The organism is Streptomyces sp. NPDC006923 (assembly GCF_040635655.1).
GTDB lineage: Bacteria > Actinomycetota > Actinomycetes > Streptomycetales > Streptomycetaceae > Streptomyces.
Genome location: NZ_JBEYIF010000005.1, coordinates 504,778 through 530,164, shown reverse-complemented (window position 1 = coordinate 530,164; position 25,387 = coordinate 504,778). Strand labels below are relative to the sequence as shown.

At 68.4% G+C, this 25,387-nt stretch carries 10 protein-coding genes; 6 read left to right on the top strand and 4 right to left on the bottom strand.

What is annotated here, in order from left to right; translation table 11 throughout:
- Positions 1 to 531: 531 nt before the first annotated feature.
- Positions 532 to 978 carry an ATP-binding protein gene (locus ABZ707_RS13315; protein ID WP_360172502.1) on the bottom strand — a complete coding sequence of 149 codons (447 nt, stop codon included), beginning with the start codon at positions 976 to 978 and terminating at the stop codon, positions 532 to 534.
- Between the two features lie 233 nt (positions 979 to 1,211).
- On the opposite strand from ABZ707_RS13315, the gene ABZ707_RS13310 reads away from it, so the two are divergent.
- Positions 1,212 to 2,495, top strand: a complete 1,284-nt coding sequence (locus tag ABZ707_RS13310) for an XRE family transcriptional regulator (RefSeq protein ID WP_360172499.1) — start codon at positions 1,212 to 1,214, stop codon at positions 2,493 to 2,495.
- Positions 2,492 to 3,031, top strand: a complete 540-nt coding sequence (locus tag ABZ707_RS13305) for a GNAT family N-acetyltransferase (RefSeq protein ID WP_360172496.1) — start codon at positions 2,492 to 2,494, stop codon at positions 3,029 to 3,031. The genes ABZ707_RS13310 and ABZ707_RS13305 overlap by 4 nt, the downstream gene beginning before the upstream one ends.
- Positions 3,032 to 3,348: 317 nt before the next feature.
- On the opposite strand, the gene ABZ707_RS13300 is transcribed toward ABZ707_RS13305, so the two are convergent.
- The 3 genes from ABZ707_RS13300 to ABZ707_RS13290 form a co-directional block, all read right to left on the bottom strand.
- Complete coding sequence (locus ABZ707_RS13300; protein WP_360172493.1) at positions 3,349 to 6,045, bottom strand: hypothetical protein; 2,697 nt, start codon at positions 6,043 to 6,045, stop codon at positions 3,349 to 3,351.
- Positions 6,046 to 6,486: 441 nt separating this feature from the next.
- On the bottom strand, positions 6,487 to 6,693 hold the full coding sequence (locus ABZ707_RS13295; protein ID WP_360172490.1) for a hypothetical protein: 207 nt from the start codon (positions 6,691 to 6,693) through the stop codon (positions 6,487 to 6,489).
- Between the two features lie 34 nt (positions 6,694 to 6,727).
- Positions 6,728 to 6,868, bottom strand: coding sequence for a hypothetical protein (locus ABZ707_RS13290; protein ID WP_360172487.1), 141 nt, complete (start codon positions 6,866 to 6,868; stop codon positions 6,728 to 6,730).
- Between the two features lie 2,000 nt (positions 6,869 to 8,868).
- Here ABZ707_RS13290 and ABZ707_RS13285 point away from each other — a divergent pair.
- From ABZ707_RS13285 to ABZ707_RS13270, 4 genes are all read left to right on the top strand, one after another.
- Positions 8,869 to 10,005, top strand: a complete 1,137-nt coding sequence (locus tag ABZ707_RS13285; RefSeq protein WP_360172484.1) for an SDR family oxidoreductase — start codon at positions 8,869 to 8,871, stop codon at positions 10,003 to 10,005.
- 80 nt (positions 10,006 to 10,085) lie between these two features.
- Positions 10,086 to 11,669 (top strand): PfaD family polyunsaturated fatty acid/polyketide biosynthesis protein, encoded by a 1,584-nt coding sequence (locus ABZ707_RS13280; protein ID WP_360172481.1) that lies wholly within the window; start codon positions 10,086 to 10,088, stop codon positions 11,667 to 11,669.
- Between the two features lie 28 nt (positions 11,670 to 11,697).
- Positions 11,698 to 17,655 carry an SDR family oxidoreductase gene (locus tag ABZ707_RS13275; protein ID WP_360172478.1) on the top strand — a complete coding sequence of 1,986 codons (5,958 nt, stop codon included), beginning with the start codon at positions 11,698 to 11,700 and terminating at the stop codon, positions 17,653 to 17,655.
- Between the two features lie 49 nt (positions 17,656 to 17,704).
- Positions 17,705 to 25,354 carry a beta-ketoacyl synthase N-terminal-like domain-containing protein gene (locus ABZ707_RS13270; RefSeq protein WP_360172475.1) on the top strand — a complete coding sequence of 2,550 codons (7,650 nt, stop codon included), beginning with the start codon at positions 17,705 to 17,707 and terminating at the stop codon, positions 25,352 to 25,354.
- The last annotated feature ends 33 nt before the right edge of the window (positions 25,355 to 25,387 follow it).

The following is a 25,387-nucleotide window of genomic DNA, read 5'->3' as shown; positions in this document are numbered from 1 at the left end:
CTCTTGCTGTGTTGTGGTGTCTCCAGGCGCCTCACTCGGAGCATCTGCCAGTAGCTGGCTCCTCGGGGGCTCCCGGCCCCCCGGCACGAGCTGACGTGTCCCGCAGAGGCAATCCGCAGGCGCCGTCGCCGTACGCCGGGAAGTCGTGTGCCGAAAGTCCGATCAGGCGGACGCCGGTCGTCGTTCCATGAAGTAGGCGAGGGCTTGAGCCCTGAGACGGTTGAGGCACGGCTCGCACGCGAAGAACGGGGCGTGCTGCCCGTCCCACTGCACAGGGCCGAGCCAGATCACTCGCACGTCCGAGCGCCCGCACCCAAGCCAGCAGTCACCAGTGATCCATTGCCGCCCCACGGAAGACTCCCCCCGTTCTCGATAGCAAGGACGGTCGCTCGGCCGCCCGACAGTTGAGCGATGCGCAGCCCCGGGACCGGAATGACAGACCCCGGTGGCGCGCCTCCCCAAGCGTCAGGCCCTCGGGGGGACGGGCGGACGACGTCCAGAAGTGGCGGGTGCGCTGCGGAGCGGTGGTATTCACTCGTCGCCCTTGAAGCGGAGTTCGGCCCAGACCTCTTTGGCCCACGGATGCCCGGCCGAGCCGTGCAAGTCGTAACCCCAACCGTCGGCGACGGCATCAATGAGGAACAGTCCGCGACCCGACTCGTCCTCGTCATCCGCCTGGCCGAGAGTCGGCAGGCACCACGGCGCCCGGTCCACGACCCCGATACGCACCCGGGTCCCGGTCGGCCGTCCGACTATCAGGCGGACCTCATGACACGGCGTGTGCCTGACGGCGTTCGCAATCAGCTCGGTGACAACCAACGCAGCACGGTCAGCGAGGTTGTCGAGGTGCCATACGCCGAGGACTTCCCGAACAAACCGGCGGCCGATCTCGGCCGTCGACGGCTCGCACGGAAAACTCTGGCTATAAGCGGGACGGCCGACGGAAGCGGCCAGAACAGACCTACTGAGACTCGTCATTGGGGTAGAGCCTTCGCGTTGTCTCGGCGCTCGGTCCGCCGCAGGAAAACGCCAGGGCCGACCGAGCCGTCAACAGCCGCCCGCACTCACGTGACGGCCGACCAACAACCAGATAACTCCGCCTCGCCACAGACCGGTTAGGGCAATCACGAGCCCGGCCCACGGGATGACCTAGGGCGATTTGACCTTCTCCTTGCCTGGCGAATGAGTGACGTGAGAGCTACCGTGCGTCAATGGACATCACGCGCAACACCACTCTTGCGGTGTGGATGGCCGAACACGGCTACAGCTCCAACAGCCTTGCTGACGCGGTGAACAGAGCCTTGGAGCACCTGACCGGGCGGGCCGGCGGGCTCGACGGGTCATCGATCCGAGCCTGGAAGGCAGGCCGGGTGACGTGGCCGAAGTCGGCAACCCGCAGGGCACTTGAGGACGTCACCGGCCTGCCCGCCACGGCTTTAGGGTTCGTGCCACGGAGACGCCCTCCGTCCACCCCAGCCGCACCGCAGCAGGAGGACCCCGACATGAAGCGCCGCACCCTCGTCGGTGGCCTTGCCGCGGCTGCCGCGGCGGCGGCAGCCGCCCCTGGCACCGCAACCCGCCGCATCGGCATGGGCGATGTCGACCGTCTTCAGCAGCGCTTCGCCGAGATCGTCGCCAGCGACCACCGCCACGGCGGACAACTCGGCATCGAGCAGCAGGCCACCGCGCTCGCCGAGGAAGCACTGAACCTCCAGCACGCGGGCAGCGCCTCCCAGCGCGTACGCAGCAGCCTGTATGCCTCCGCAGCCGCGTTCCGCTCCTCGGCCATGTGGGCCGCCATCGACGGCCGCCGCTACGACGCCGCGAAGGCCCACATGCGCGAGGCCCAGGCCCTAGCCGAGATGTCAGGCGACCAGGCGATCAAGTTCCGTATCTGGAGTCACGCGGGCACCATGTACCGGCACATGGGCCGACCCGCCGACGCGATCGCCGCCAACGATGTCGCCCGCAACCTGCACCTCACCCGCCGCGACCCCCTGTTCGCCTCCCTCGGCCTTGCCCGACAAGGGGCCATCCACGGCACCGCACAGAACCGCGCCGGCACTCACCGTGCGTTCGGCCAAGCGCAGGAAGCCATGCTGCGTGCCGACCCCGCCGACTACCGGCCGGTGTGGATGCGCGCCTTCTACGACCAGGCCGAACTGGACTCCCTGGCCCTCTCCGCGCACTTGGCGCTCGGTGACCACCCGACCGCCGAGTTCCACGCCCACCGCTGCTTGTCCGCGTTGCGACCCCACATGGTCCGTTCCCGGGCCATCGCCACAACCCGCCTCGCCCACGCCCAGCTCGCACAGGGCGCGCCCGACGCCGCCACGGCCACCGCGATGAAGGTCCCCACCGACGCCGCCACCCGTCACGCCCGCGTGGCACGCATGCTGCAAGAGTTCGGAGCCGCGCTGCGCGCCACGGCCCCGGGCAGCTCCACCGTGCAGACCTGGAACGAGCACGCCGCCCTCTGGAGGACTCCCGCATGACCACTGCGCCCGCCATCGAACTCCGCACGTTCACCACCCTCGACACGGTTCGCGGCGATCTCCTCGACGTATACGCCGACGTACGCGCCCCACTCCTCCACCTGCCGAACTACGCGATCACGGCCTTCGGCGAACGACTGGACCGCCATGGCACCGAGCCCGGCTTCGCAGCCGTACTCGCGTACGCAGACGGACACCCGGTCGGCTACGCCTACGGCACCACCATCGAGCACGGCGACCGCTACTGGCAGCGCACCAGCCCAGAGCCGGCGGCAAAGTACACCGAGCGTCCGGCCGTATCCCTGAAGGAAATCGGCGTCCGGCCAACTTGGCGAAAGACCGGCACTGCCCGGCGCATCCACGACACCTTCCTCACCACCCGAGAGGAGCCGTTCATCACTCTCATGGTCAACCGGGCCGCCGGCGACGGAAAGGTCCATGCGCTCTACAGGACATGGGGCTACGAGGACATCGGCCAGAGCCAACCGTCACCGGCCTCGCCAGTCCTCACCGTGATGATCCGCGCCAGCCGCTGACCCGATTCGGCGTACGCCAGCGCAGCAGCGGTCCGCTTCCCATTTCTGGTGCGGCCCCCTCCGAGGCAACGGAGCCACGGACAGGCGCTGCCCGCGCCACCGCATCGAGCGAGACACTCGGAGAAACGAGCAACTCAGCCTCGAAACCAGGAGATCTCCTGAGCCGAACACAGCAGCAAGACCGCGCAGGGCAGTACTCCAGCCGGACTTCTTCATTGGCCCTGGTCAATGAAGAAGTCCGGCTGGAGTACTAAGAGGCGACAGTGCTGGTCGCAGCTATCAACGAGTGGCTTTGACCAGCATTTTCGCAACACACCCTATTCGAAGGATGTCCTGACCGAGTCCGAGAGACCGACCGCGCTAATGTCCCGGGAAAGCCAGTTGTATGCGAGGGCCGTGGCCGGAGTGTCCTTGAACACCCAGAGGGTTTCGTGCGCAACGCTACGGCCCGACCAAGCGGCCGACTTGGGGCGAAGACGGCGGAAGTCGACCTCGTCAGAATCGATCCACTCGGGCCAGTAGTCGGATTCGGCGCTGACATCGTCCACTTGCGTGACGTCGACCTGTGAAGCAGAACCGGACGGCAACGGAAGGACAATGCGCGAGAACATGGGCCCGATGTCCAGTCGTCGGCTGTCTCCGACAGGAGGCCAGCTGATCTTGCATGCGAACCGGACAGGCAACGCTCCCCCGAGCCGCAGGGTCCGCTGCACGGGCGACAAGTACTCCGTGACGATGTCCTCGTAGATGGACAAGGCGTCGGAGTAGACGTGCCTGACCAGATCAGTCAACACCTCCCTGCTGTACAAACCGGAGATGCTCCTCGAAGCCGCGTGAGGCGGCCTATCCGGCACCGGATAGGGACGGTAGATCTTTTCGTCGCGCATTGTCGGAAGGCACTGTTCTGCGCATTGGTCACGGAGTTCAACGAGTTCCGTCCGTAGCGCCACGGTATTTCGCTGAAACTGGACCTGATCAGCGTTCGGAGCCAGCCGCAAGATCTCGTCAATCGAAGAGATCACGTCGACGAGTGGAATGGGCAGGTGGCCTAGGCGACCGCTCTGGCCGGTCAGCAGTCGGGACAGAGACCAGGCCCGTTCCTGACACGCGGCCAGATTACCGGGGAGCAAGAAGGCTCTGCTCTCCAAAAGCACCTTCATGCTCTTCTTCACCCAGGACAGAGTCAACCGCCATGGCCAGGCCAGCATATCGGACAGCATATTCGCCCAGTAGAAAGACGTGATCCTCACACCATTCACCTCCCCCCGCTCCAAGTCTGACGGTCCGACGACCTCGAAAAAGCGCTCGTTACGGTCGTAGCATGCGGGGTCGGCAAACACGACGTGAAGACCGGTGGAATGTCCAGCATCTGATCCAACTCCAATAGGAACCCCACGTCCCGTTCCATCCGAGCAGCTGAGTAGAGTTCCCGCACGGCCGATTCCAGCGAGCCAGGCGTCGAGTGTTACGGATAGGCGCCGGGCGCACTCAAGGGCTTCGGGAAGGGTTGCTACTGGTTCGCGTTCATAGCTTGGGACGGCCTTGTCAATGATCCACGCTGCCAGCCCCGGGTCTACTGTCGTCAGATCGCAGAGGAGCGCCGTCACACGTTCCCAAGAGCCGCTGGAGACGACGAGGGTCAGCGCGTCACGCCACCGGTCCCGACGCTGTGGTGAGAATTGCACGAGCTCGGGCAGTCCGTTGTCCAGTACGTACTGGCCACCGAAGTACTGTCCGAGCACGGGCAACGCGAAGGTGAACATGCGATTGCGGTGGACAACCAGGCGGGTCTGGACAAGTCGCGCCTGCTCCTCGCTGGTACCAACCTCGCCAGCCGGCACTCCGCCGCCGACATCCAGAGTGAGCCGTCCGAGCCGGGCAAGCAGGGCTTGCGTATCTGAGCCAAGCCCCGAGGTCCGGTTGAGAGCCCGTTCGACAAGGGCGGCGAGGAAGGATCCTCGCGAGTTGGGCACCTGCGAGCCAGCCTTGCGGCAGTCGGCAGCGATCAGAGCGAAAAGGGGGCGGTGCAGTGCGTCGCGGATCTCGGGGTTGGGATGCCAAGCCAAGTCTCGCGGGGCTCCCACCCTTTCAAGAAGGTCGCCGAGTTCGGTGCCTGAGAGTGCAGGCAGGCTGAGACAGTCGTGAGCCCGGAGATTGTTGTCCGGGCGGCTGGAGGCCAGAACTTTACGGCCGGGCGCGCTGTAGAGCCAGGTCTGGAGGTCATCAACAATCTCTGCCGAGCGTCCGGCTCCGAACTCGTCCAGTCCATCGAGGAAGATTGTCACCTCGCTGTGGGCACCGGGAAACCGTGTGATCTGCTCATTAAGGGCCCGCAGGAAGTCTGGTCCGGTCCGCTTCGCGGACAGGTGGACCGGCAACGGCTCGTCGGCGTTGTCGATGGCCCGCAGTGCCGAGGCTTGGTACTCCCGCTCTAGCGCCACAGTCTTCCCTGAGCCGAAGTCACCTGTCAGAACGGCGAACCTACGTCCTGCGTGGAACTGCTCGAACTCCGGAAACAAACCGACCGTACTGTCGTCGGCCAACTCCTCCGCCTGTTCGGGGTCCAGTCCAACAGCGATCCAACGACTCACCAACCGACCCCGGCTGGTGGACAAGTCAGCGAGCAGCGCCTCCCGTCTGGTCGGCTCGTTCGCGGCGGACCCATGAAGCACCCGGCGCTGCACCACGGCAGCCTCATGGGCGCGTTTCATCGCCAGGAGGGCGTCCACGGGGAAATCAGACCCGTGATCCTTGTCAACCAGTGTGTGGTGAGTCGGGCAGAGCAGAATGAGGTTGTCGTATGCGTTCCGGTCAGCGAGAGGCACCCCGGGATCGCCCCTCGGTCCCTCATCCTCCCTAGCGACGATATGCGCCTCTTCCCCCAGCACGACCGCTTTCTGCAGCGCCGGTTCGGCGCCCAGGTCAACCGTGAGTTCCTGCCAACAGCCAGGGAAGGCGCACTCGTTCCCGGACCTCCCCCAGAGGAGCTTCCGGTCCACGTCCCTGATAGCCACCGGCCCTCACTTCGGTATCCGTGGGTGGTTCGACCCTAGTGTGCACCTACAACTGATCGCCCGGGCCGTCGGAGTCCCGGACCGACTGGGGAGGGCAAAGCAATTGCAGTTCTGGTTGCAGTCAACGGCGTCCAGCGGCATTCGGGCCCCCGTCCCGGCTCCACCGCAGGTCAGAACGCTCCCGAACGCACCGGACACCCGGGACGAAGACCTGGGAAGCATGTTGGGGCAGCCCCCTCACAAGTTCGAATCTCCTATCCTCTGCCAGTGCATCACCGGGCACAAATCGAAGGGCCCACCGTTCTCGGTGGGCCCTTCCACGCCGTGGTTAACACGTCGGTTCACTCACCGGCCGACTGAGGCCGCGGAGCAATGGCGCCGGGTGCGCATCAGCTGGGCAGACCGCTCAGACCCGCGACCGGGGTAAGAGCCGTACTCGGGTCAGTCTTCAGTCGAATCGAGGATGTACAAGGCGCGTGGTACGTCGTCGGTTGCCGCCCAGCCGACGGGCAGCGAATCCGGGATGTCCAGCGTGGTCGGATCCTCGTGGTCCGCTCCCCAGTCGACGGGCGAGGGCGCTTGCAGAGCTGAGGGTGCATCGCTATCCCCCCACGCCATCTCCTGCGTCCGGTCTGATTCGTTCTTCATTCGGTCTCCCTAACATGCGTGACTGAACGGAGCATCAAAGCTTCAAGTAGAGCGCGAGCGCCACCCAGACGGCCAGGGCGATCGACATCGCTGGAATGAGTGCGGGATGGCTGACAGCGATCAGAGCGGCCACGGTTGCGCCCAGTGCGGCAATCGCAGTGCGTTCGGTGGGCATGTGTTCTCCAGCAAGTCGAGGGGCCCGGACGAGTGCCCGGCTGCGGGACACAGTGAGGGATCACCGGGTTAGCGACGCAACCCCCCAACAAGCTGGCCTTATGTCGAATCACCTGGCTCCAGCGAGCACATGGCCCGGCAACCGAGGGCGAGCGCATGGCGATGCTTGAGGAGCTGAAAGATCTCGACGCCGTGCACGAGCACCGCGCCGCCAGAGGGCGCGATGCCAGGGCCTCACGAGGAAGCGGGCCGGTGATCACAGGCAGCGGCCATTGGGTCTTCGTACTCAACTGCAAGGCGCTCCATTGGCCGTACGCGGCAACAAGAAGATGATCGCCTGGATCGACCTAGCGGCTGGTAGCCGCGGCCAACTTCGTCAAGAGGTGCGACCTCAGTACTCCTGGTCTCATCCCACGCCATCGGGCAAGCATGCGCGGGTGGACAGAGGGACCGAACCGTTCGCGAGAGCGGACTGGCTCTGGCTGCGGCTCTGGACGGAAGTCCCCCGTCGTATCGGCTCGGGCCACCCAGCCGTCCCGCTATCGCTCTCTGACGGGTCAGCCCCGCCCCAGCCCTTCAGGGCGGTACACCGGGGTCAAAAACGGTCAATCCAACCCACTCCAGTATCGCTCGTGGACCCAAGTAATCCCTGGTCAGAGCGCTGCGGTACTCCGGAGCGTCGTTGATTCCCAAGCTCAGAGCGCGAGTTCGATTCTCGTCACCCGCTCCACACAAAAGCCCCAGGCCAGCGGCCCGGGGTTTCTTTGTTGTCCTGACCTCTCGGGGTGTGGGCGGGCCCTCCGCGCGCCCCATCTGGTGGTGGCGGATCCAGCCGCACTTGCGCGACCGCTCAGACGGATGCGGTTCCCGAAAAGACGAGACACAGATTTGGTGACCTGAGTCACTCCAGCCCAAGCCGTTATGAAATCGCGAATGCAAAAGAGCATGCTCTCCGCACGAAGTGCAAGGCGAAGAAGATTTGTAGCGTGTCGGCCGACGAGAAGGCGCTTCTGAGTCAGACGTCGGGTTTTCCCGGTGGAGTTGGGGCTCCGTGGAGCAAGGCGAGGTCTTCACAAGCGGCTTCCTCGGGGGAGGTGACAGATGCCGCTACTGCCATGGCGGACTGTGGCATCCTGCGGGGACAGTCCGGATCACGGTGGACCGCAGGGCCCGAAAGCGTGCCTGGAGTCCCTGTGGACAGCACGACCTCCGCGCCGATCGCCTATGCCGCCGGACAAAGCCCGGCCCGGACTGAGTACGCGCGGCGGAACCCGCTGCCGACCTCCAACTCGGTGGCACGGGGACTGGCCGCTGCCGTGCACTTGCGAGTCAACCGGATTGGGCAGGCTCGCGACTGGCTCGGACGATGGCAGGACAAGATCCAGGGAAGGCCACAGCGCCCCGTTCGAGCTCTGGACGAATCCACCGGTGAGTCCCTCGCGCAGCGGGCCTTGGATAACGTGCTTCACGCGCGGAGGAGCCCCCGCGGCGGGCATGGCCTGGTCGAGTCGGCCACCACCGGGGGAGGCCGGCTCGCGACGACGCAGCCTCACCATTCGGACGGGCCAGGTGAACGCACTCCGGCACCCAGTGCACCGTATGCGTCCACAGCGGCCTCAGCCTGTGCGCACCGTCCAGAAACGCGTCGAGGCGACCCTGCCCGCCCCCGCCGGCAGGCCGCCATACTGGCCGACGTGCGGAAGCGGACGCTCAGCTCGCGTACGTAAGGATCATCGCCAGGAAGAAACGTCAGCTCGGCGCCGGAGGCGCTGCGGTGAGCCCCAAGCCCTGTCGGGCCCCTAACTCTTTCGAGTGAAAGATCTGCCCCATCCAACCATTGGGGTGATCTACAGGGATCCTGATTGACGTGCAACGCTCTCGTGATCCATTGGATCTCCACGGCCAAGGGTGTCCTGCAAGGGTCCGAGCGGACCGTGTCCACCCTGCTTCATCGAAGACGACTGCCTGATGCCCGTCCACCTGAGGCTTGGAGCCCCGAAAGTGCACGTTGCTCTTACCGGTGCGACCGGGTTCCTCGGGTTACGTCTCGTTCGTGAGCTGTTCGGGCGGCACCACTCGTTGACCGTCCTCGCGCACGCCGGATCGGGCGGCGCTTTCGAGCGCATCGCCCGGTTCCTGGAACTGACCGGCGCTCCCGCAGAGTTGATCGCGGAGCTGCCCGACCGACTCCGGGTCGTGGAGACCGATCTGGAACAGCCGCGGCTGGGTCTTCCCACCGCCGTTTTCCAGCGACTGGCCGACGAACTGGACGTGATCTGGCACAGCGCCGCCGACATCAACCTCGACGGTGACTTGGCGCAGCTCCGCCGCGTCAACGTCGAGGGCACCCGGCAGGTGCTGGAGCTGGCTGCCGCCGGCTGCCGGAGACCGATCGTCTACCACGTCGGAACCGCCTTCGTGGGCGGGGCGCGACGCGACGGGGTGATCTACGAGGACGAACTGGATGACGCGTACGGCTTTGAGAACGGCTACGAGCAGTCCAAGTATGAGGCCGAGGTCCTGGTGCGCGCATGGTCACTGGCGCATGGCCGTCCGGTCGTTGTGCTGCGGCCGAGTGTCCTGGTCACCGACCTGCCGGCGCACCCGGAGCTGCCGAAGCATCCGCTGCAGTTCATCGATCAGATCGCGCAGGCGTCATTGAGCAGGGTCGACCTCCCAGGGATCGGCCTCGGGGGCCCGCGTATCCCGGAAGGGAACCGACCGGTGGTGCGCGTGCCCGGTCATCCTCTCGGGCACCTGAACCTGATGCCGGTGGAACACGCGGCCAGGGTCATGGTGCGACTGGCGAGCGGGAAGCCCTCCGGGCAGGTCGACACGTATCACGTCGTCCACGACCACGACGTGCCGGCCACGACCATGACCGCGGCGATGGAGCAACTCGCGCCCATCAGGGTGAAGCTGGTCGAGAAGAGGCCACTTGACCCGTCCCCGCTGGAAACCGTGGCGGACCTCTATCCCGGATTCACGCCGTATCTGAACCACCGCCGGCGTTTCGACGACACCCGGGTGCGCACTCTGCTCGGGCCGACGTTGTCCGGGATCCGAGTGGACCTGGACTATCTGCTGGCCGGCGTGCGCTCGAAGAAGCAGACGACGGCGTCCAGTTCGCGGTGGTGATGAGCGAACCCCACTGCCCGCAACGCTATCGAAGGCACATTCTGGTTCACGCAAGATACACATCCTGATGGAGTCTGCCCGTGTCCGTCTCAGCCCATCCTGGCTCGGTCGTCACATCTGCACCCGGCTTCACCTCGGAGGACATCGCGACCTGCGTTCGGCAGATTCGGGAACAACTGCACATCGTCGCCGATTCCACCGGCCGGGAGCTGGGCCTGGTGGTGGGGCAGCGGCCCACAGGCGAGGTTGTCGGTACGCTGCCGCCGCTCTATCCCGAATGGCTGGGAGAAAGATCCTTCTGCGAGGCGCACGGCGTCCGTTTCCCTTATGTGGCAGGGGAAATGGCGAACGGCATTGCGACGACGCGAATGGTCACAGCGATGGCCCGGGCCGAGATGCTCGGATTCTTCGGGGCCGGAGGTCTTGGCTTTCCCGAGGTCGAGCGCGCGGTGCGGGAGTTGGCCATCGAGCTGGCGGGCCGGTCGAACTGGGGGGTCAACCTGATCCACTCCCCGAGCGAGCCCGAACTGGAGTACCGCGTCGCCAGGCTGTTGCTGCGGCACTCCGTCCCCTGTATATCGGCGTCGGCCTTCATGGGACTGACCCCGGCCGTGGTCTTGTGCTCGGCCTCAGGGCTGAGCCAGGACACGGACGGGCAAATCGTCCGGCGTACGCGGCTGTTCGCCAAGGTGTCACAGCCCGAGGTCGCTGCGGCGTTCCTCTCGCCGGCTCCGCCGGACCTGCTGCGCCCGCTGGTGGAGCGGGGAGAGATCAGTGCCGAGCAGGCCGAACTGGCCGCACGGGTGCCGGTCGCCGAGGACATCACGGTCGAGTCCGACAGCGGTGGGCATACCGACAACCGGCCCCTCGGGTCATTGCTGCCGAGAATCCTTCTCCTCCGTGACGAGCTGACCCGCCGCTTCGGCTACCCGCGGGCGGTCAGGGTGGGCGCTGCCGGCGGGCTCGGGACCCCGGGCGGGGTCGCCGCCGCTTTCGCGCTCGGGGCGGCCTACGTCGTGACGGGGTCGGTGAACCAGGTGGCCACGGAAGCCGGCATCTCCGAGGAGGCCAAGGCGATGCTGGCCGACGCGGACGTGGCCGATGTGATCATGGCGCCTGCCGCCGACATGTTCGAGTTGGGCGTCAAGCTCCAAGTACTGCGCCGTGGCACCATGTTCGGGCCGAGAGCAGCTCAGCTCTACGAGGCATACCGGGGGTATCCGTCACTGGAGGAGCTGCCGGTGCGGCTGCGCGCCAAGATCGAACGGGATGTGCTGCGCGCCCCGATCGACGAAGTCTGGTCACTGACCCGGCAGTTCTGGCAGCAGCGCGACCCCGCGGAGATCGCCCGCGCCGAGGCTGACCCCAAGCACCGTATGGCACTGGTCTTCCGTTGGTATCTGGGGAACTCCAGCCGCTGGGCCATCACCGGGGACACGGCCAGACGCACCGACTACCAGATCTGGTGCGGTCCGGCGATGGGCGCGTTCAACCGGTGGGCCGCGGGCAGTTTCCTGGCCGAACCGGCGAACCGTTCGGTGGTGCAGATCGCGCTCAACCTGCTTGAAGGCGCCGCTGTGACCACCCGCGCCCACCAGCTTCGCACCCACGGCGTACCCGTACCGCCCTCGGCGTTCGCCTTCACGCCGTACCGCCTTGCCTGACCGCATCGGCCGCCAAGGAAGAGAGAGCATGTCAGACACTCGCCGCCGGCAGGTTCCCATCGCTGTGATCGGTATCGGCGCGCTGCTGCCCGGCTCGCCGGATGCCGGAGAATACTGGCGCACCGTGGTGGCGGGCAGGGACCTGATCACCGACGTCCCGGCCGGCCGCTGGCTGGTGGAGGACTACTACGACCCCGATCCCACCGCGCCGGACAAGACGTACGCCCGCCGGGGAGCGTTCCTTCCGGACGTCGGTTTCGATCCGTTGGCTTTCGGTACCCCGCCGAACACGTTATCGGCGACGGACACCGCGCAACTGCTCGCGCTCATGGTGGCTGAGCAGGTCTTCGCCGACACCGGCGGGCTGGCGGGGACGGACCGTGACCGGGTCGGGGTCATCCTGGGCGCGGCCGCGATGGAACTGATGGGGCACATGGGCGCGCGGACCCAGCGTCCGGTGTGGCTCAAGGCCCTGCGGGAGAACGGCATCGCGGAGGCCGAGGCGCAGGCTGTCTGCGACAGCATCACCGCGCACTACACCCCCTGGACCGAGTCGACCTTCCCCGGAATGCTCGGCAATGTCGTCGCCGGGCGGATCTCGAACAGGTTCGATCTGCACGGCACCAACCACACCACGGATGCCGCGTGCGCCAGCTCCTTCGCGGCGCTGTCCACCGCCGTCAGCGAGCTGTCGCTGGGCCGATCAGACCTGGTCATCAGCGGTGGCGTCGACACCGCGAACGACATCGGCATGTTCATGTGCTTCTCCAAGACGCCCGCGCTGTCTCCCAGCGGCGACTGCCGGCCATTCTCCGACGCGGCTGACGGCACGATGCTCGGCGAGGGCATCGCCATGTACGCGCTGAAGCGGCTCGCCGACGCGGAGAGGGACGGCGACCGGGTCTACGCGGTGATCCGGGGGATCGGCACCTCCTCGGACGGCAAGAGCACGGCGATCTACGCGCCGCTGGCCGAGGGACAAGCCAGGGCCCTGCGGCGTACCTACGAGGAAGCGGGCTACGGCCCGGGGACCGTCGAGCTGGTGGAGGGGCACGGCACCGGAACCGCCGCCGGGGACGCCGCGGAGTTCGCCGCGCTGCGCCAGGTGTACAACGAGTCCGACCGTGAGGACCGGCAGTGGTGCGCGATCGGCTCGGTCAAATCGCAGATCGGTCACACCAAGTGCGCGGCGGGCGCGACGGGACTACTCAAGGCCGTCCTTGCCCTGCACCACAAGGTGCTGCCTCCGACGATCAAGGTGGACCGTCCCAATCCCGCGCTGGCGACCGGCGACAGCCCCTTCTACGTGAACACCCGGACGCGCCCCTGGGTGCGGTCCGCCGGGCATCCGCGCCGGGCTTCGGTCTCCAGCTTCGGCTTCGGCGGCAGCAACTTCCACGTCACGCTGGAGGAGTACACGCCGTCAGGGCAGTCCGCCGGTCGTACGGCGTGGCGCACCCGTACCGCCCCCACGGAGCTGGTGCTGTTCAGTGGCCCGTCGCCCGATTCCCTGCTGGAGCAGAAGGGCGACAGCGGCCGTTCGCTGGCCGAGATCGCACGGGAGAGCCAAGCGAGGTTCCGGGCGAGCGACGCTGCGCGGCTCGCCGTCGTTGCCTCGGACACCGACGACCTGTCGGAGAAGGTCGCACAGGCCGCCGCCCTGATCCGGCGGCAGCCCGGCCGGGCATTCACCACTCCGACGGGTGTCCACTACGCCGCCGGCCCGGCCTCCGCTGGGAGAATCGCGTTCCTCTTCCCGGGCCAGGGAGCCCAGTACGTCGGGATGGGGGCCGATGTCGCCATGCTGTCGCCGGCTGCCCAGGCGATCTGGGACCGGCTGGGCAGCGTCGAGTTGGGTGACCGGCCGCTGCACCGGCTGGTCTTTCCGCCGCCGGTCTTCAGCGACGCGGAACGGGCCGCCCAAGAGGCGTTGCTGACCACCGCCGAGTACGCGCAGCCCGCGCTGGCGGTGCACAGCCTCGCGCTGCTCGATGTGGTGCGCGGCCTCGGCCTCGAAGCGGACTGCGTGGCAGGACACAGCTTCGGCGAGCTGGTGGCCCTGCATGCCGCGGGCGTACTGGACGCCGAGTCCCTGGTGCGCCTCGGGCACAGGCGTGGTGAGCTGATGCGGGAAGCGGCGACCACCCCGGGGCTGATGCTGGCCGTCACGGCAAGCCTGGCCCAGGTCGAGGCCGTCGTCAACGGCAGCGGCCCGGACGTCTGCGTGGCCAACCACAACTCTCCGAGCCAGGTGGTGGTCTCCGGTGCGACCGAAGCGGTCGAGGCCGTCGAGCGGAGACTCACCGCGGACGGCATCACCACTCGACGGCTGAACACCGCGACCGCCTTCCACTCCCCCGTCGTCGGCTCGGCGAGCGAACCGCTGTTCGCGTTCCTGTCCGAACTGGCGGTCGAGGAGCCCCGGATCGACGTGTACGGCAATGCCGACGGCTCGACCTACCCCTCGTCACCCGGGGAGATCCGGCGCAGGATCGCCGATCACCTGGCCTCGCCGGTGCTGTTCAGCGACGAGATCGAGGCGATGTACGGCGCAGGGGTGCGGACGTTCGTCGAGGTGGGCGCCGGCGCCACGCTGACGGGCCTGGTCGGGCAGACCCTCGGCGACCGCGAGCATCTGGTGGTGAACCTGGACCGTACCGGACGCAACGGAATCACCACTTTGCAGGACGCCCTCGGCCGCCTTGCCGTGCGTGGTACCGAGCTGGACTACGAATACCTGTGGGCGCCCTACGCGCCGCCCGAACCGGCAGCGAAGGAGAGCAAGCCGAAGATGACTGTCCAGCTCAACGGAGCCAACTACGGTCAGCCTTACCCGCCCGTGGGCGGGGCCCCCGCGCTGCCCCCACCGAATCCGCCCCGGCAGCAGCCGGTGTCCATACCCGTGGCGGATACGTCGATACCGATGACCACCGCCGTGCCTGCGGCTGTTACGTCCGTGTCGCCCGTGGTTCCAGGGCCGGTGAACGCTGTGTCTGTCCCGTCAGCGGTGCCGGCTCCCATGGCCGCTGTGTCCGTACCGTCCACTGCGGATGCCGGCTGGTTCTCCATGATCGAGAGTGCGCAGCGGCACACGGCAGAAGCCCACGCCGCCGTCCATCGCATGCTGATCGACAGTCATATGGCGTTTCTGAGCATGACGGAGACGACCTTCGCCGCGATGCTGGGGGCGCGGAGCGACGGTGGCGCGCCTGCTCCTACGGGGCTGATGCCGCCCGCGCCGGCCGTACTGCCCACACTGCCCGAGGTGGCATTGCCGCATGAGGTTCCGCCGCCTGCCGCGGCAACCGTGGTGCTTCCGTCGCCCGCGCCTTCCGTGTCCCCCACTCCCTCATCCACCCCCGTAACTCCATCGCCACCGGTCGCCGCGCCCCCGGAGAGCGTCCCGGTGGGGTTCGAGGAGTTGTTGTTGTCGGTGGTGGCGGAGAGGACGGGTTATCCGGTCGAGATGCTGAATATAGACATGGAGTTGGAGTCGGATCTGGGGGTGGATTCGATCAAGCGGGTGGAGATTCTGTCCGCCATGCGTGAGCGGGTGAGTGATCTGCCGGAGGGTGACGTCGCCGAGTTGGGGAAGCTCCGCTCGCTGCGAGAGATCGTCGACGCGTTCACCACCGGCACGAGCACCAGCCCCAGATCTGTCCAGAACACCGTCGCGGCCCCGGACACCAACACCGTCGCCGTCCCGGAGACTCCCGTCGCACGCCGGGATCCCGCCGAACAGGCCGTGCTGAGCAGGCTCGTCGTTCGCGCGCTGAACGCTCCCGCGCCAGGCTTCGCGATGGCCGGTCTCGGTGAGGGACCCCTCGCGGTGATTGACGGCGGTTCAGGAACCGCCGAACTGGTGGCCGCCAAACTGACCGGCCACGGTATCCGCGCGACCGTCGTGACCAGCCCCGCCCCTGACACGCGCGGGGTCGTACACCTCGGCGGCCTCGCGGAGATCGACTCGCCGGACGAGGCGCTGGAACTCCAGAGGGGCGCCTTCCGGTTGGCGCGTGCGGTCGCCGCGCGGTTCGCCGCTGACGGTGGGGTGTTTGTCACGGTGCAGGACACCGGTGGTGACTTCGGTCTCGACGGTCGCCAGGCCGACCGTTCATGGCTCGGCGGTATCGCCGCGCTGGCCAGGACCGCGGCCAAGGAATGGCCCGCCGCCTCGGTCAAGGCGATCGACTGCGAGCGCGGAGGACGCGACGCCGGCGCTGTCGCCGAAGCGATAGTCGGCGAGTTGCTCAAGGGGGGCCCCGCGACGGAGGTCGGACTCCGTGCCGACGGCACCCGCACCACACTCAGCGCGGTGCCCGCGCCGTCGGGGCCCGGCTCGACCGCGAATATCGGCTCGGACTCGGTGATCGTGGCCACGGGTGGCGCGCGCGGGGTGACGGCCGCCGCACTGCTGGATCTCGCCAGGACTCACCGGCCGAGAATCGTGCTGCTCGGCCGCACCGATCCGGCCGCAGAACCCGAGGGACTGGCGACGGCCACCGACGAGGTGGCGCTCACCCGTACGCTCGCGCAGCGCCCCGGGGACACCTCTCCCGCCGCGGTCGCCGCGGAGGCCCGCGGGATCCTGGCGGCGCGTGAGGTACGAGCGACGCTGGCGGCGCTGGAGGGCGCGGGGTCCCAGGTCCGGTACGTGCGGGTGGACGTCCGGGACAGCGTGGCGCTGACGTCCGTACTGGAGGAAGTACGCCGGGAGTGGGGGCCGGTCACCGGGATCGTGCACGGTGCGGGAGTGCTGGCCGACAAGCTGATCGCCGACAAGACCGACGAGCAGTTCGACCAGGTCCTGGCCACCAAGGCCGGCGGCTTGCGCGCGCTGCTCAAGGCGACCGCGGCCGACCCCCTCGACACGATCGTCCTGTTCTCCTCGGTGGCCTCGGTCTTCGGCAACGTCGGACAGAGTGACTACGCCATGGCCAACGAGGTGCTCAACCAGGTGGCCTCAGTCGAACGTGTCCGGCGGCCCGGCTGCCTGGTGCGTTCCATCGCGTGGGGTCCGTGGCGCGGAGGAATGGTCACCCCGGCGCTGGCCGAGCACTTCGGCCGGGCCGGTGTCGCTGTGATCCCCACCTGGCAAGGTGCCGCCGCCTTCACCGCGGAGCTGGGTGATCCGGCCGCCGACACCAGGGTGGTCGTCGCGGCCGGTGACGGCCTCGGTTCGACGGCCGGTGTCACCGAGCCGGGAAAGGCGGAGGTGCGGATCCACTCACGCACCCACCCCTACCTCGCGGAACACGCCATCGACGGAGTGCCGGTGCTGCCGGTGGCGATGGTTCTCGACTGGTTCACCGGCGCCGCCAAGGCATGGCGGCCGGACGCCGAGGGCGTAGTGCTGCGCGACCTCCGAGTGTTCAGCAAGGTCGCCCTGGGACAACTGGACTCCCAGGGGCACCGGCTCCCCCTCCAGGGGCGTCCCGCGATGGCCGGAGCGCCGTCGGACCTGGAGGCCGAACTGCTCGGTGAGGACGGCAGGCCGCACTTCCGGGCAGTCCTGGGGTTTGAGGCGAGCGCCCCGAGCAGGGAGAGCTGGGACACCCCGGAGGGGCTGGTCCCCTTGGCGCGCGACGAGATCTACGACGGCCGGGTGCTCTTCCACGGACCGGGGTTCCAGGCCCTCCGTTCGGTTCACGGAATCTGCGCCGAGGGAGCGGTGGCCACCCTGACCGGTCTGCGTCAGCTCGGCTGGAGCGGTGACAACTGGCACCTGGATCCGGCTGTTGTCGACGGTGGTCTGCAACTCGCGCTGCTGTGGGCCGAAGACGTCCTCGGTGACGCCTCACTGCCGATGGCGGTCGCGGAGTGCCGGGTGCACCGGGGCGGCCCGGTCACGGACACCGTGCGGTGCGTGGTGCGGGCCCGGAAGGTGCACGAGACGGGGGCGCGGTGTGATCTGGCGCTCATCGACCACGACGGGACTCCCAGGGTGGAGCTGATCGGCGTGGAACTGGTGCGACGCCCCTCCTGAGCCCCCCTCTGCCGCTGGTATCCATCCGTGTTCGTGAAGTGGGACTGGTATGGGATTCGAACCGATCGCCGTCGTCGGCCGGGGGTGTGTGTTCCCCGACGCACTCGACCCGGATACGTTCTGGGACAACATCGTCGCGGGCCGGTGCAGCCTCACGCCGGTTCCGGACGGCCGGTGGCGGTTGCCTCACCGGTGGGCCATGGGAACCGTCGACGATCACCTCGACCGTTCCTGGACCGACGTCGGCGGTTACGTACGGGGCTTTGACACCGCGTTCGACCCGAACGGGTTTCTCGTGGATCCGGAACAGATCCTGGGTCTGGACCCGCTGTTCCACTGGGTGCTGCACGGCACCCGGCAGGCATTGCGGGAGGCCGGACACGACGGGCCGCTGCCGCGCGCCGGACTGGTGCTGGGAAACCTGTCCTACCCGACAAGCGCGGGCTCAGCCTTCGCCGAGCACGTGTGGCTGTCCGATGAGGCGCCGTCCCTGCTGACCGGGGGACGGCGGGTCAGGCCCGACGCTCGCAACCGGTTCTCCTCGGGGTTTCCCGCGCACTTCGCGGCCAAGGCGCTGGGGCTCGGGGCGGGGGCGTTCGCGCTCGACGCCGCTTGTGCCTCGTCGTTGTACGCGATCAAGCTGGCCTGCGACCGCCTGCACGACGGCACGGCGGACGTGATGGTGGCCGGAGGGGTCAACCGGGTCGACAACCTGTTTCTGCACGTGGGGTTCTGCGGACTGTCCGCGGTGAGCCGGAGCAGCCGCAGCCGTCCCTTCCACCGCGACGCCGACGGGTTGCTGCACGGCGAGGGCGCCGGATTCGTCGCCCTGATGCGGCTGGGTGACGCGCTCGCCGCCCGGGTGCCCGTTCTCGGGGTGATCCGGGGCATCGGGCTGTCCAACGACGGGCGCGGCCGTGGGCTGCTCAGTCCGGCGGAGGAAGGCCAGGAGAGAGCGATGCGCCTGGCCTTCGCCATGGCGGAGATCGCACCGGAAACCGTCTCGCTCGTCGAGTGCCACGCGACGGGTACACCGGTCGGGGACGCGGTGGAAGCACGCAGCATGTCCCGCGTCTTCGCGGACAGCACCGACGTTCCCATCGGTTCTGTGAAATCCAATGTCGGCCACCTGCTGGCGCCGGCCGGTGCCAGTGGGCTGCTCAAGGTGCTCGGCGCGATGCGGGCGGGCATCCGCCCGGCGACGCTCGGCGCCGAGGAACCGCTCGCCGAACTGAGCGGCACTCCCCTGCGGATACTGGGCGCGTCCGAGCAGTGGCAGGGGCTTCGCCGCGCCGCCGTCAGCGCCTTCGGCTTCGGCGGCGCCAACGCTCATCTGGTCATCGACGCATGGGACGGTGTCGCCGGCACCCGGGCAACGGCGTTGCCGACCCCGCGGGTTTCCCCTGAGCCGGTGGCGATCGTGTCCATCGGAGCCCGTGTCGGCGACGGGTCCGACGCCGAGGACTTCCGCCGCGCGGTGCTCAACGGCGAGCGGCGCGGACCGGCGACGGAACTCGACGTGGCCCTGCCGGGCCTGTGCTTCCCTCCGCTGGCTGTGAAAGACGCCAGTCCCCAACAACTCCTGGTGCTGGAGGCCGCACGGGAAGCCGTACGGGACATCGCCCTGTCACGTGAGAGGACCATGGTGCTCGTCGGAACGGGCGTGGACGTGCAGATCGCCGGTGCGGCCGCGCGCTGGCGGGTTCCGTCGTGGCTCGAAAAGACCGGGCACCGCACCGATCCCGAACTGATCGCCCGGTTGCGGGACGCGTTTTCCTCGCCAATGGTCTCGGAGCGAGTGGTCGGAAGCCTGCCCAACCTCGCGGCCAACCGCGTCAACACCCAGTTGGACCTCGGCGGCCCCGGATTCACGGTGTCGGCCGAGGAGGCATCCGGCCTGGTCGCGCTGGACATCGCGGCACGCGCCATCAGAACCGGCGAGGCCGACGCCGCGCTCGTCGGTGCGGTGGACCTGTCCTGTGAACCGGTCCACCAGACGGCACTGCGTGAGCTGGGACGTGAGACCGCTCCAGGGGACGCCGCCGTAGTGGTGGTCCTGAAGCGCCTCAAGGACGCCCGCCGGGACGGGGATACCGTGCTCGCCCTGCTGGACGACGAACCCACCGCGCGGCCGGATCTGGTCGTCGGTGACGGCGCGGAGGCCGGGTTCGATCCGGCCGGGCTCTTCGGCCGGGCTCATGCCGCTCAGGGACTGCTGGGGGTCGCGGTCGCGGCGACTGCCCTTCGGCATCGCGCGATGCCCAGGGTGGGGGGCCGCGCTGAACCCGATCCGGATCTGTGTACCGCGGCGGTCGTGGTGTCGCCGCTGGGAGCACCCCCGGTGAGTGTCCGGCTGCGGGCCGGTGACGCCGGGCCCTGGATGACCGGACCGGCGCCACGACTGCACGTCTTCTCCGGCCGTGACCGGCAGGAGGTCCTGGCCGCGCTGGACGCCGGAGCCGAGTCCTCGGACGGTCCCGCACGGCTGGCTTTCGTGGCCGAGGAGGCTCTCTCCTCGCAGCGGGACGCCGCCAGGCGCTGGCTCGCCGATGGCGGCGTCAAGCCACCCGGCGTGCTCTACCGGGACCTGCCGGTGCCGGGACAGATCGCATTCGTGTTCACCAACGGCTCGGCCGCCTACCCAGGCATGGGCCGCGAAGTGACGCTGGCCCTGCCCTCGGTGAGCGAGGCCGCCACGGGCGCCTTCGGGGCAGCCGCCGTACGGCCGCCGAAGCCCGGATCGGAGCCGCTGGTGTTCGACCAGATCTGGGGAGCCGCCCAACTGGCCACCGTCCACACCGAAGTCACCCGAGGGCTGCTCGGGCTGAGACCGGACGCCGCCATCGGCTACTCCTCCGGTGAGTCGGCCGCCCTCGTGGCTCTGGGGGCGTGGCGGGACGTCGCGGACCTCCGGCGGGAAGCTTGGGAGAGCGGCATCTTCACCAGAGACCTCACCGGTGAACTCCGGGCGGTACGGCGTGCGTGGGAACGCCTTGGCGTACGGGGTGATCGCTGGTCGAGCTACCTGGTCACCGCCCCTGTCGACCGGGTCCGCGCCGAACTCGCGGGCGAACGCGCGGTCCACCTGATGGCGATCAACGCCCCAGGCGTGTGCGTGGTCGGCGGCGAGTCGCGGGCTTGTGGCCTCGTCATGGCGCGGCTCGGCGCCGCCCACGTCATCCCGATCGAATACGACCTGGCCGCGCACGCCCCCGAACTGGCCGAGGTCCGCGACCGGTGGTGGAACCTCCACCACCGTCCCACCACCGACGTGCCAGGGGTGCGGTTCTACAGCGGGGCCACCACTGACTCGTACTCCCCAACGGCCGAGCGGGCGGCTGACGCGGTCACCGCGCAGGGCGTCGGCACGATCGACTTCGCGGGCACGATCGAGCGGGCATGGGACGACGGAGTCCGGGTTTTCGTGGAGCACGGGCCCCGTGGCCTGTGCACCGGATGGATCAAGCGCATCCTGGGCGACCGCGACCATGTGGCCGTCGCGCTCGACGCCCCGCAGGGCAGGGGACTGCGGCAGCTGTGCCTCGCCGTGGCCGAACTCGTCGTCGCCGGGGTGCCCGTCCGCGCGGACGCTTTCTTCGAACAGCTCCGGGCGGCGGCACCCGTACAAGCAAAGGGCGAACCCACCATGAAGGTGCCCGCACACCGGGAGATCAGCTTGCCCTCCGTCGGACAACCGGTGGTGATCATGCCGCGAGCCCCTCAACTGGCCCCGGCCCTGGCTCTGGCGTACGAGACCGGTCCGCCCGTCATCGCCGACGCGGAACACGCTCGCGCCGTCCCCGACGTCCCAGCCCCCGCCCCCGCCGTGTCGCAGCCGACGACCACGCACGCGCTGGTCGCCCAGCACAGCCACCGCGTGATCGCGCTGCACCAGGACGTCGTCGCCCAGCACATGCTGTCGCACCAGAGGTTCCTCCAGACCAGAGCTCAGATGCTCACGGCACTGGTGAACGCCGCGGCGGGAACCACACCACCGCCTCCGTCTCCGCCCCCACCGCCGGTGCGCCCGGCCGCTCCGCCGCCGGCCATACCAACCGGTTCCCAGTTGCCGGAGTCCTTGCCAGGACCGAAGTTCGACCGGGCCGGACTGGAACACCTCGCCGCGCAGCGGATCTCCACCCTCTTCGGTCCGAAGTTCGCCGCGCAGGACGAGTACCCGGTGCAGACGCGGATGCCCGAGCCGCCGATGCTCCTCGCGGACCGGGTCACCGGAATCGACGCCGTACCCGCAGCACTGGTCGAACTCGGCCCGGAGCACGCCACCGGCACGATCTGGACCGAGACGGACATCCGCCTCGACAGCTGGTATCTCGACGCCACCGGACGGATTCCTGCGGCCCTGATGATCGAGGCGGGCCAGGCGGATCTGTTGCTGATCAGCTGGCTCGGGATCGACCTGGTCAACCGAGGCGAGCGGGCCTACCGGCTGCTGGGATGCGAGCTGACGTATTACGGCGGTCAGCCCGAGGCGGGGGAGACACTGCGGTACGAGATCCACATCGAGCGGCACGCCCAGCACAACGGTGTCCGCCTCTTCTTCTTCCGCTACGACTGCTACGTCGGAGACCAGCTCCGGCTGAGCGTCCGCGACGGTCAGGCCGGCTTCTTCACCAAGGCCGAACTCGACAGCACCGACGGAGTGCGCTGGGACCCCGCCGACTCCTCACCGGCCGAAGGCGTTCCCCTCGACGCTCCGGCGGTGCCAGGCGCTCCATCGAGTTTCACCGCCCAGCAGGTGCTGGCCTTCGCCGACGGACGGCCGGCGGACTGCTTCGGCCCCGGCTGGGAAGCGACCAGGGCGCATGTGCGCCCGCCTCGTATCGACAGCGGCCGGCTGCTGCTGCTCCAGGAGGTAACCGCGTTCGACCCGGCCGGCGGCCCGTGGGGACGCGGCTACCTCCGCGCCGAGACGCCTGTCTCGCCGGACGACTGGTTCTTCGACGGGCACTTCAAGAATGATCCCTGCATGCCAGGAACCCTGATGCTCCAGGGCGGGCTGCAGGCCATGGCCTTCTACCTGGCGGCCACGGGCTTCGCCGTCACCAGGGACGGTTGGCGCTTTGAGGTGGCGGACGAGCGGCCGTACACCGTCCGGTGCCGGGGGCAGGCCACCCCGGCGAGCAAGCGGGTCGTGTACGAGGTGTTCGTGCACGGCCTCTCTGCCGGGCCGGTGCCGACGCTGTACGCCGACGTGCTGGGCACCGTCGACGGGATCAAGGCATTTCACGGTCGGAACATCACACTCCGACTGGTACCCGACTGGCCGCTGTCGCACTGGCGGCGGCTGGGAGAGCACGTGGAGCAGACGAACGGCACCCCGCTCCCGCTCGCTTCGCTCGGCGGCCTGGTCGGCTACCGCGACTCCAAGGCGGCAGCCGTGTCCGACGGGTTCGCCTTCGACTACCCCTCCTTGCTGGCGGGCGCGTGGGGAAGGCCGAGCGAGGCGTTCGGCGCCGCGGCCGCACCCTTCGACGGCACGCGGAGGATCGCACGACTGCCCGGTCCGCCCTACCACTTCATGACCCGTGTCGTCTCGGTGGACGATCCGCAGGGCGCCATGCGGCAGGGCAGCAGCGTGGTTGCCGAGTACGACGTGCCCGACCAGGCGTGGTATTTCGAGCAGAACGGCGGCGTCATGCCGTTCGCCGTGCTCATGGAAATCGCGCTGCAACCGTGCGGGTGGCTGGCCGGCTACACCGGCGCCCCACTGACCACCGAGACCGATCTGCTCTTCCGTAACCTCGACGGGACGGGAACAGTTACCGGCGAGATCCTGCCGACGACAGGGACCGTGCGCACCGAGGCGGACCTGACCACCGTCTCACGGAGCGGTGAGATGATCATCATGTCGTTCGGGGTGCGCTGTTTCGCCGACGACGCGGAGGTCTTCTCGCTGTCGACCGTGTTCGGGTACTTCCCGTCGTCGGCCTTCGACAACCAGACCGGACTGCCCGTGTCCGAGCGGGACCTGGCCGCTCTGGAAGCTCCCTGCGACCGGACGGTCGACCTCACGATGTCTCCCGACCGCTACTTCGGCAGTCCGGCCCGGCTGCCCGGTCCCATGCTGCTGATGCTCGACCGGATCACCGGTTACTGGCCGGAAGGAGGCGACGCCGGGCTCGGGCGACTGCGGTCGGAGAAGGACGTCGACGCGGGCGAGTGGTTCTTCAAGGCGCACTTCTTCCAGGACCCGGTTCAGCCGGGCTCACTCGGAATCGAGGCGATGTGCCAACTTCTCCAGTTCTACTTGATCGAGCGCGGACTCACCGCGGGCGTACCGCGGCCCCGGTTCGAGCCCGTCATGCTCGGTCACGAGGTGATCTGGAAGTACCGCGGACAGATCACCCCGGCCAACCGGTTGATCAGGGTGGAGATGGACATCATGGAAGCCGGCGAGGACGCGCGTGGGCGCTATGCGATCGCCGAAGCCCGGCTCTGGGGGGACGACACATGCATTTACCACGCCCGGGGGATCGGCATGCGCGTCGTGCCGGGAGACGGCTCGCCGTCGGTGGTGGACACGCTGCTCGATCCCGGCGTCGATACCTGGGTGGCTGACCACTGTCCGACCTGGACACTCCCCGCGATGCCGATGATGTCCGTGGTCGACAGGCTTTCCCAGGCCGCGGCGGACTACACCGGGCAGAGCGTGGTCGCCGTGCGCGACGTTCGTCTTCGCCGCTGGATACCGCTCACCGAACCCGTCCGGCTGCGGACCGAGGTGGAACCCGGGCCGACCGGGCTCGCGGTGAAACTGCTGACGTGGCGGGAAGCGGGAATGCCCGCGCTGTCCCGGTACGAGGAGGTGGCGCGGGCCACTGTACTGGTGGGCGACTGGCCGGACACCCGGCCGGACAGGTTCGCCGCGCTGCCGGACGCCGTGGTCCAGCCCGACCCGTACGAGTCGGCCGAACTCTTCCACGGCCCGTCGTTCCAGTACCTGACCTCGTGGGCGACCGGGTCCACCGGCTCCTCCGCGATCCTCGATGCCGGGCGCGGAACGGTGCCGAAGGGGTGCCTGGGTCAGGGGCTGCTGGACGCGGGGGTGCAGGCCATCCCGAACAACAGCCTGTGGCGATGGGTAGCGGAGATCGGTGACGGCAAGGTCGGATTTCCGCTCCGGGTGGACTCGCTGGAGCTGTTCGAAGCCCTGCCGGATGCCGGTGAGATCGAGGTCGAGGCCCGCTTCACCGGTTTCGGCTCCGGCCAAGCGGGCCTCGGGCCGTTGCCTGCGACCGAGATCCAGTTCTGTGTGGACGGACGGGTCGCGGCGGTGCTGCGGCTGATCTGCATTCTGTTGCCGATCGGGTTGCTCTCCCGTGTATCGCCGGTTGAGCGCCGGGAGTTCTTGGCCAACGCTCGTCCCCTCAACGGGCCGGGGCTGACCAGGACCGTGGACGGGACGACGACACTCCACGCGGGGGAGGTGGACGAGGTGGACTGGCTGCGAGGCACGGTGGCGCACGCGTGGGGCCTGCCGCCGGACTCCCGGGCCAGTGATCACCTTGAGCTCATGGCCGTCAAGGAGCACGTCGGTCGTCTGGCCGGGGTGCATCCGTCCACGGTGGAGGTGAACGCCGACCTGCGGACCGCCCGCGTCGCATCGGGGCAGCCGTATTACGTCCAGGTGAACCACGTGGGAGACAAGGTCACCGTTCGCTCCGTCCACGCACAATGAAACGCCGACACATCGTTCGCCGTCGTCCGTGCC

What these genes read in the sequence shown, in the direction of transcription:
- ABZ707_RS13295 (WP_360172490.1), bottom strand. Translation starts at nt 6,693, where the DNA reads ATGAAGAACGAATCAGACCGGACGCAGGAGATGGCGTGGGGGGATAGC.
- ABZ707_RS13310 (WP_360172499.1), top strand. Translation starts at nt 1,212, where the DNA reads ATGGACATCACGCGCAACACCACTCTTGCGGTGTGGATGGCCGAACAC.
- ABZ707_RS13305 (WP_360172496.1), top strand. Translation starts at nt 2,492, where the DNA reads ATGACCACTGCGCCCGCCATCGAACTCCGCACGTTCACCACCCTCGAC.
- ABZ707_RS13275 (WP_360172478.1), top strand. Translation starts at nt 11,698, where the DNA reads ATGTCAGACACTCGCCGCCGGCAGGTTCCCATCGCTGTGATCGGTATC.
- ABZ707_RS13315 (WP_360172502.1), bottom strand. Translation starts at nt 978, where the DNA reads ATGACGAGTCTCAGTAGGTCTGTTCTGGCCGCTTCCGTCGGCCGTCCC.
- ABZ707_RS13290 (WP_360172487.1), bottom strand. Translation starts at nt 6,868, where the DNA reads ATGCCCACCGAACGCACTGCGATTGCCGCACTGGGCGCAACCGTGGCC.
- ABZ707_RS13270 (WP_360172475.1), top strand. Translation starts at nt 17,705, where the DNA reads ATGGGATTCGAACCGATCGCCGTCGTCGGCCGGGGGTGTGTGTTCCCC.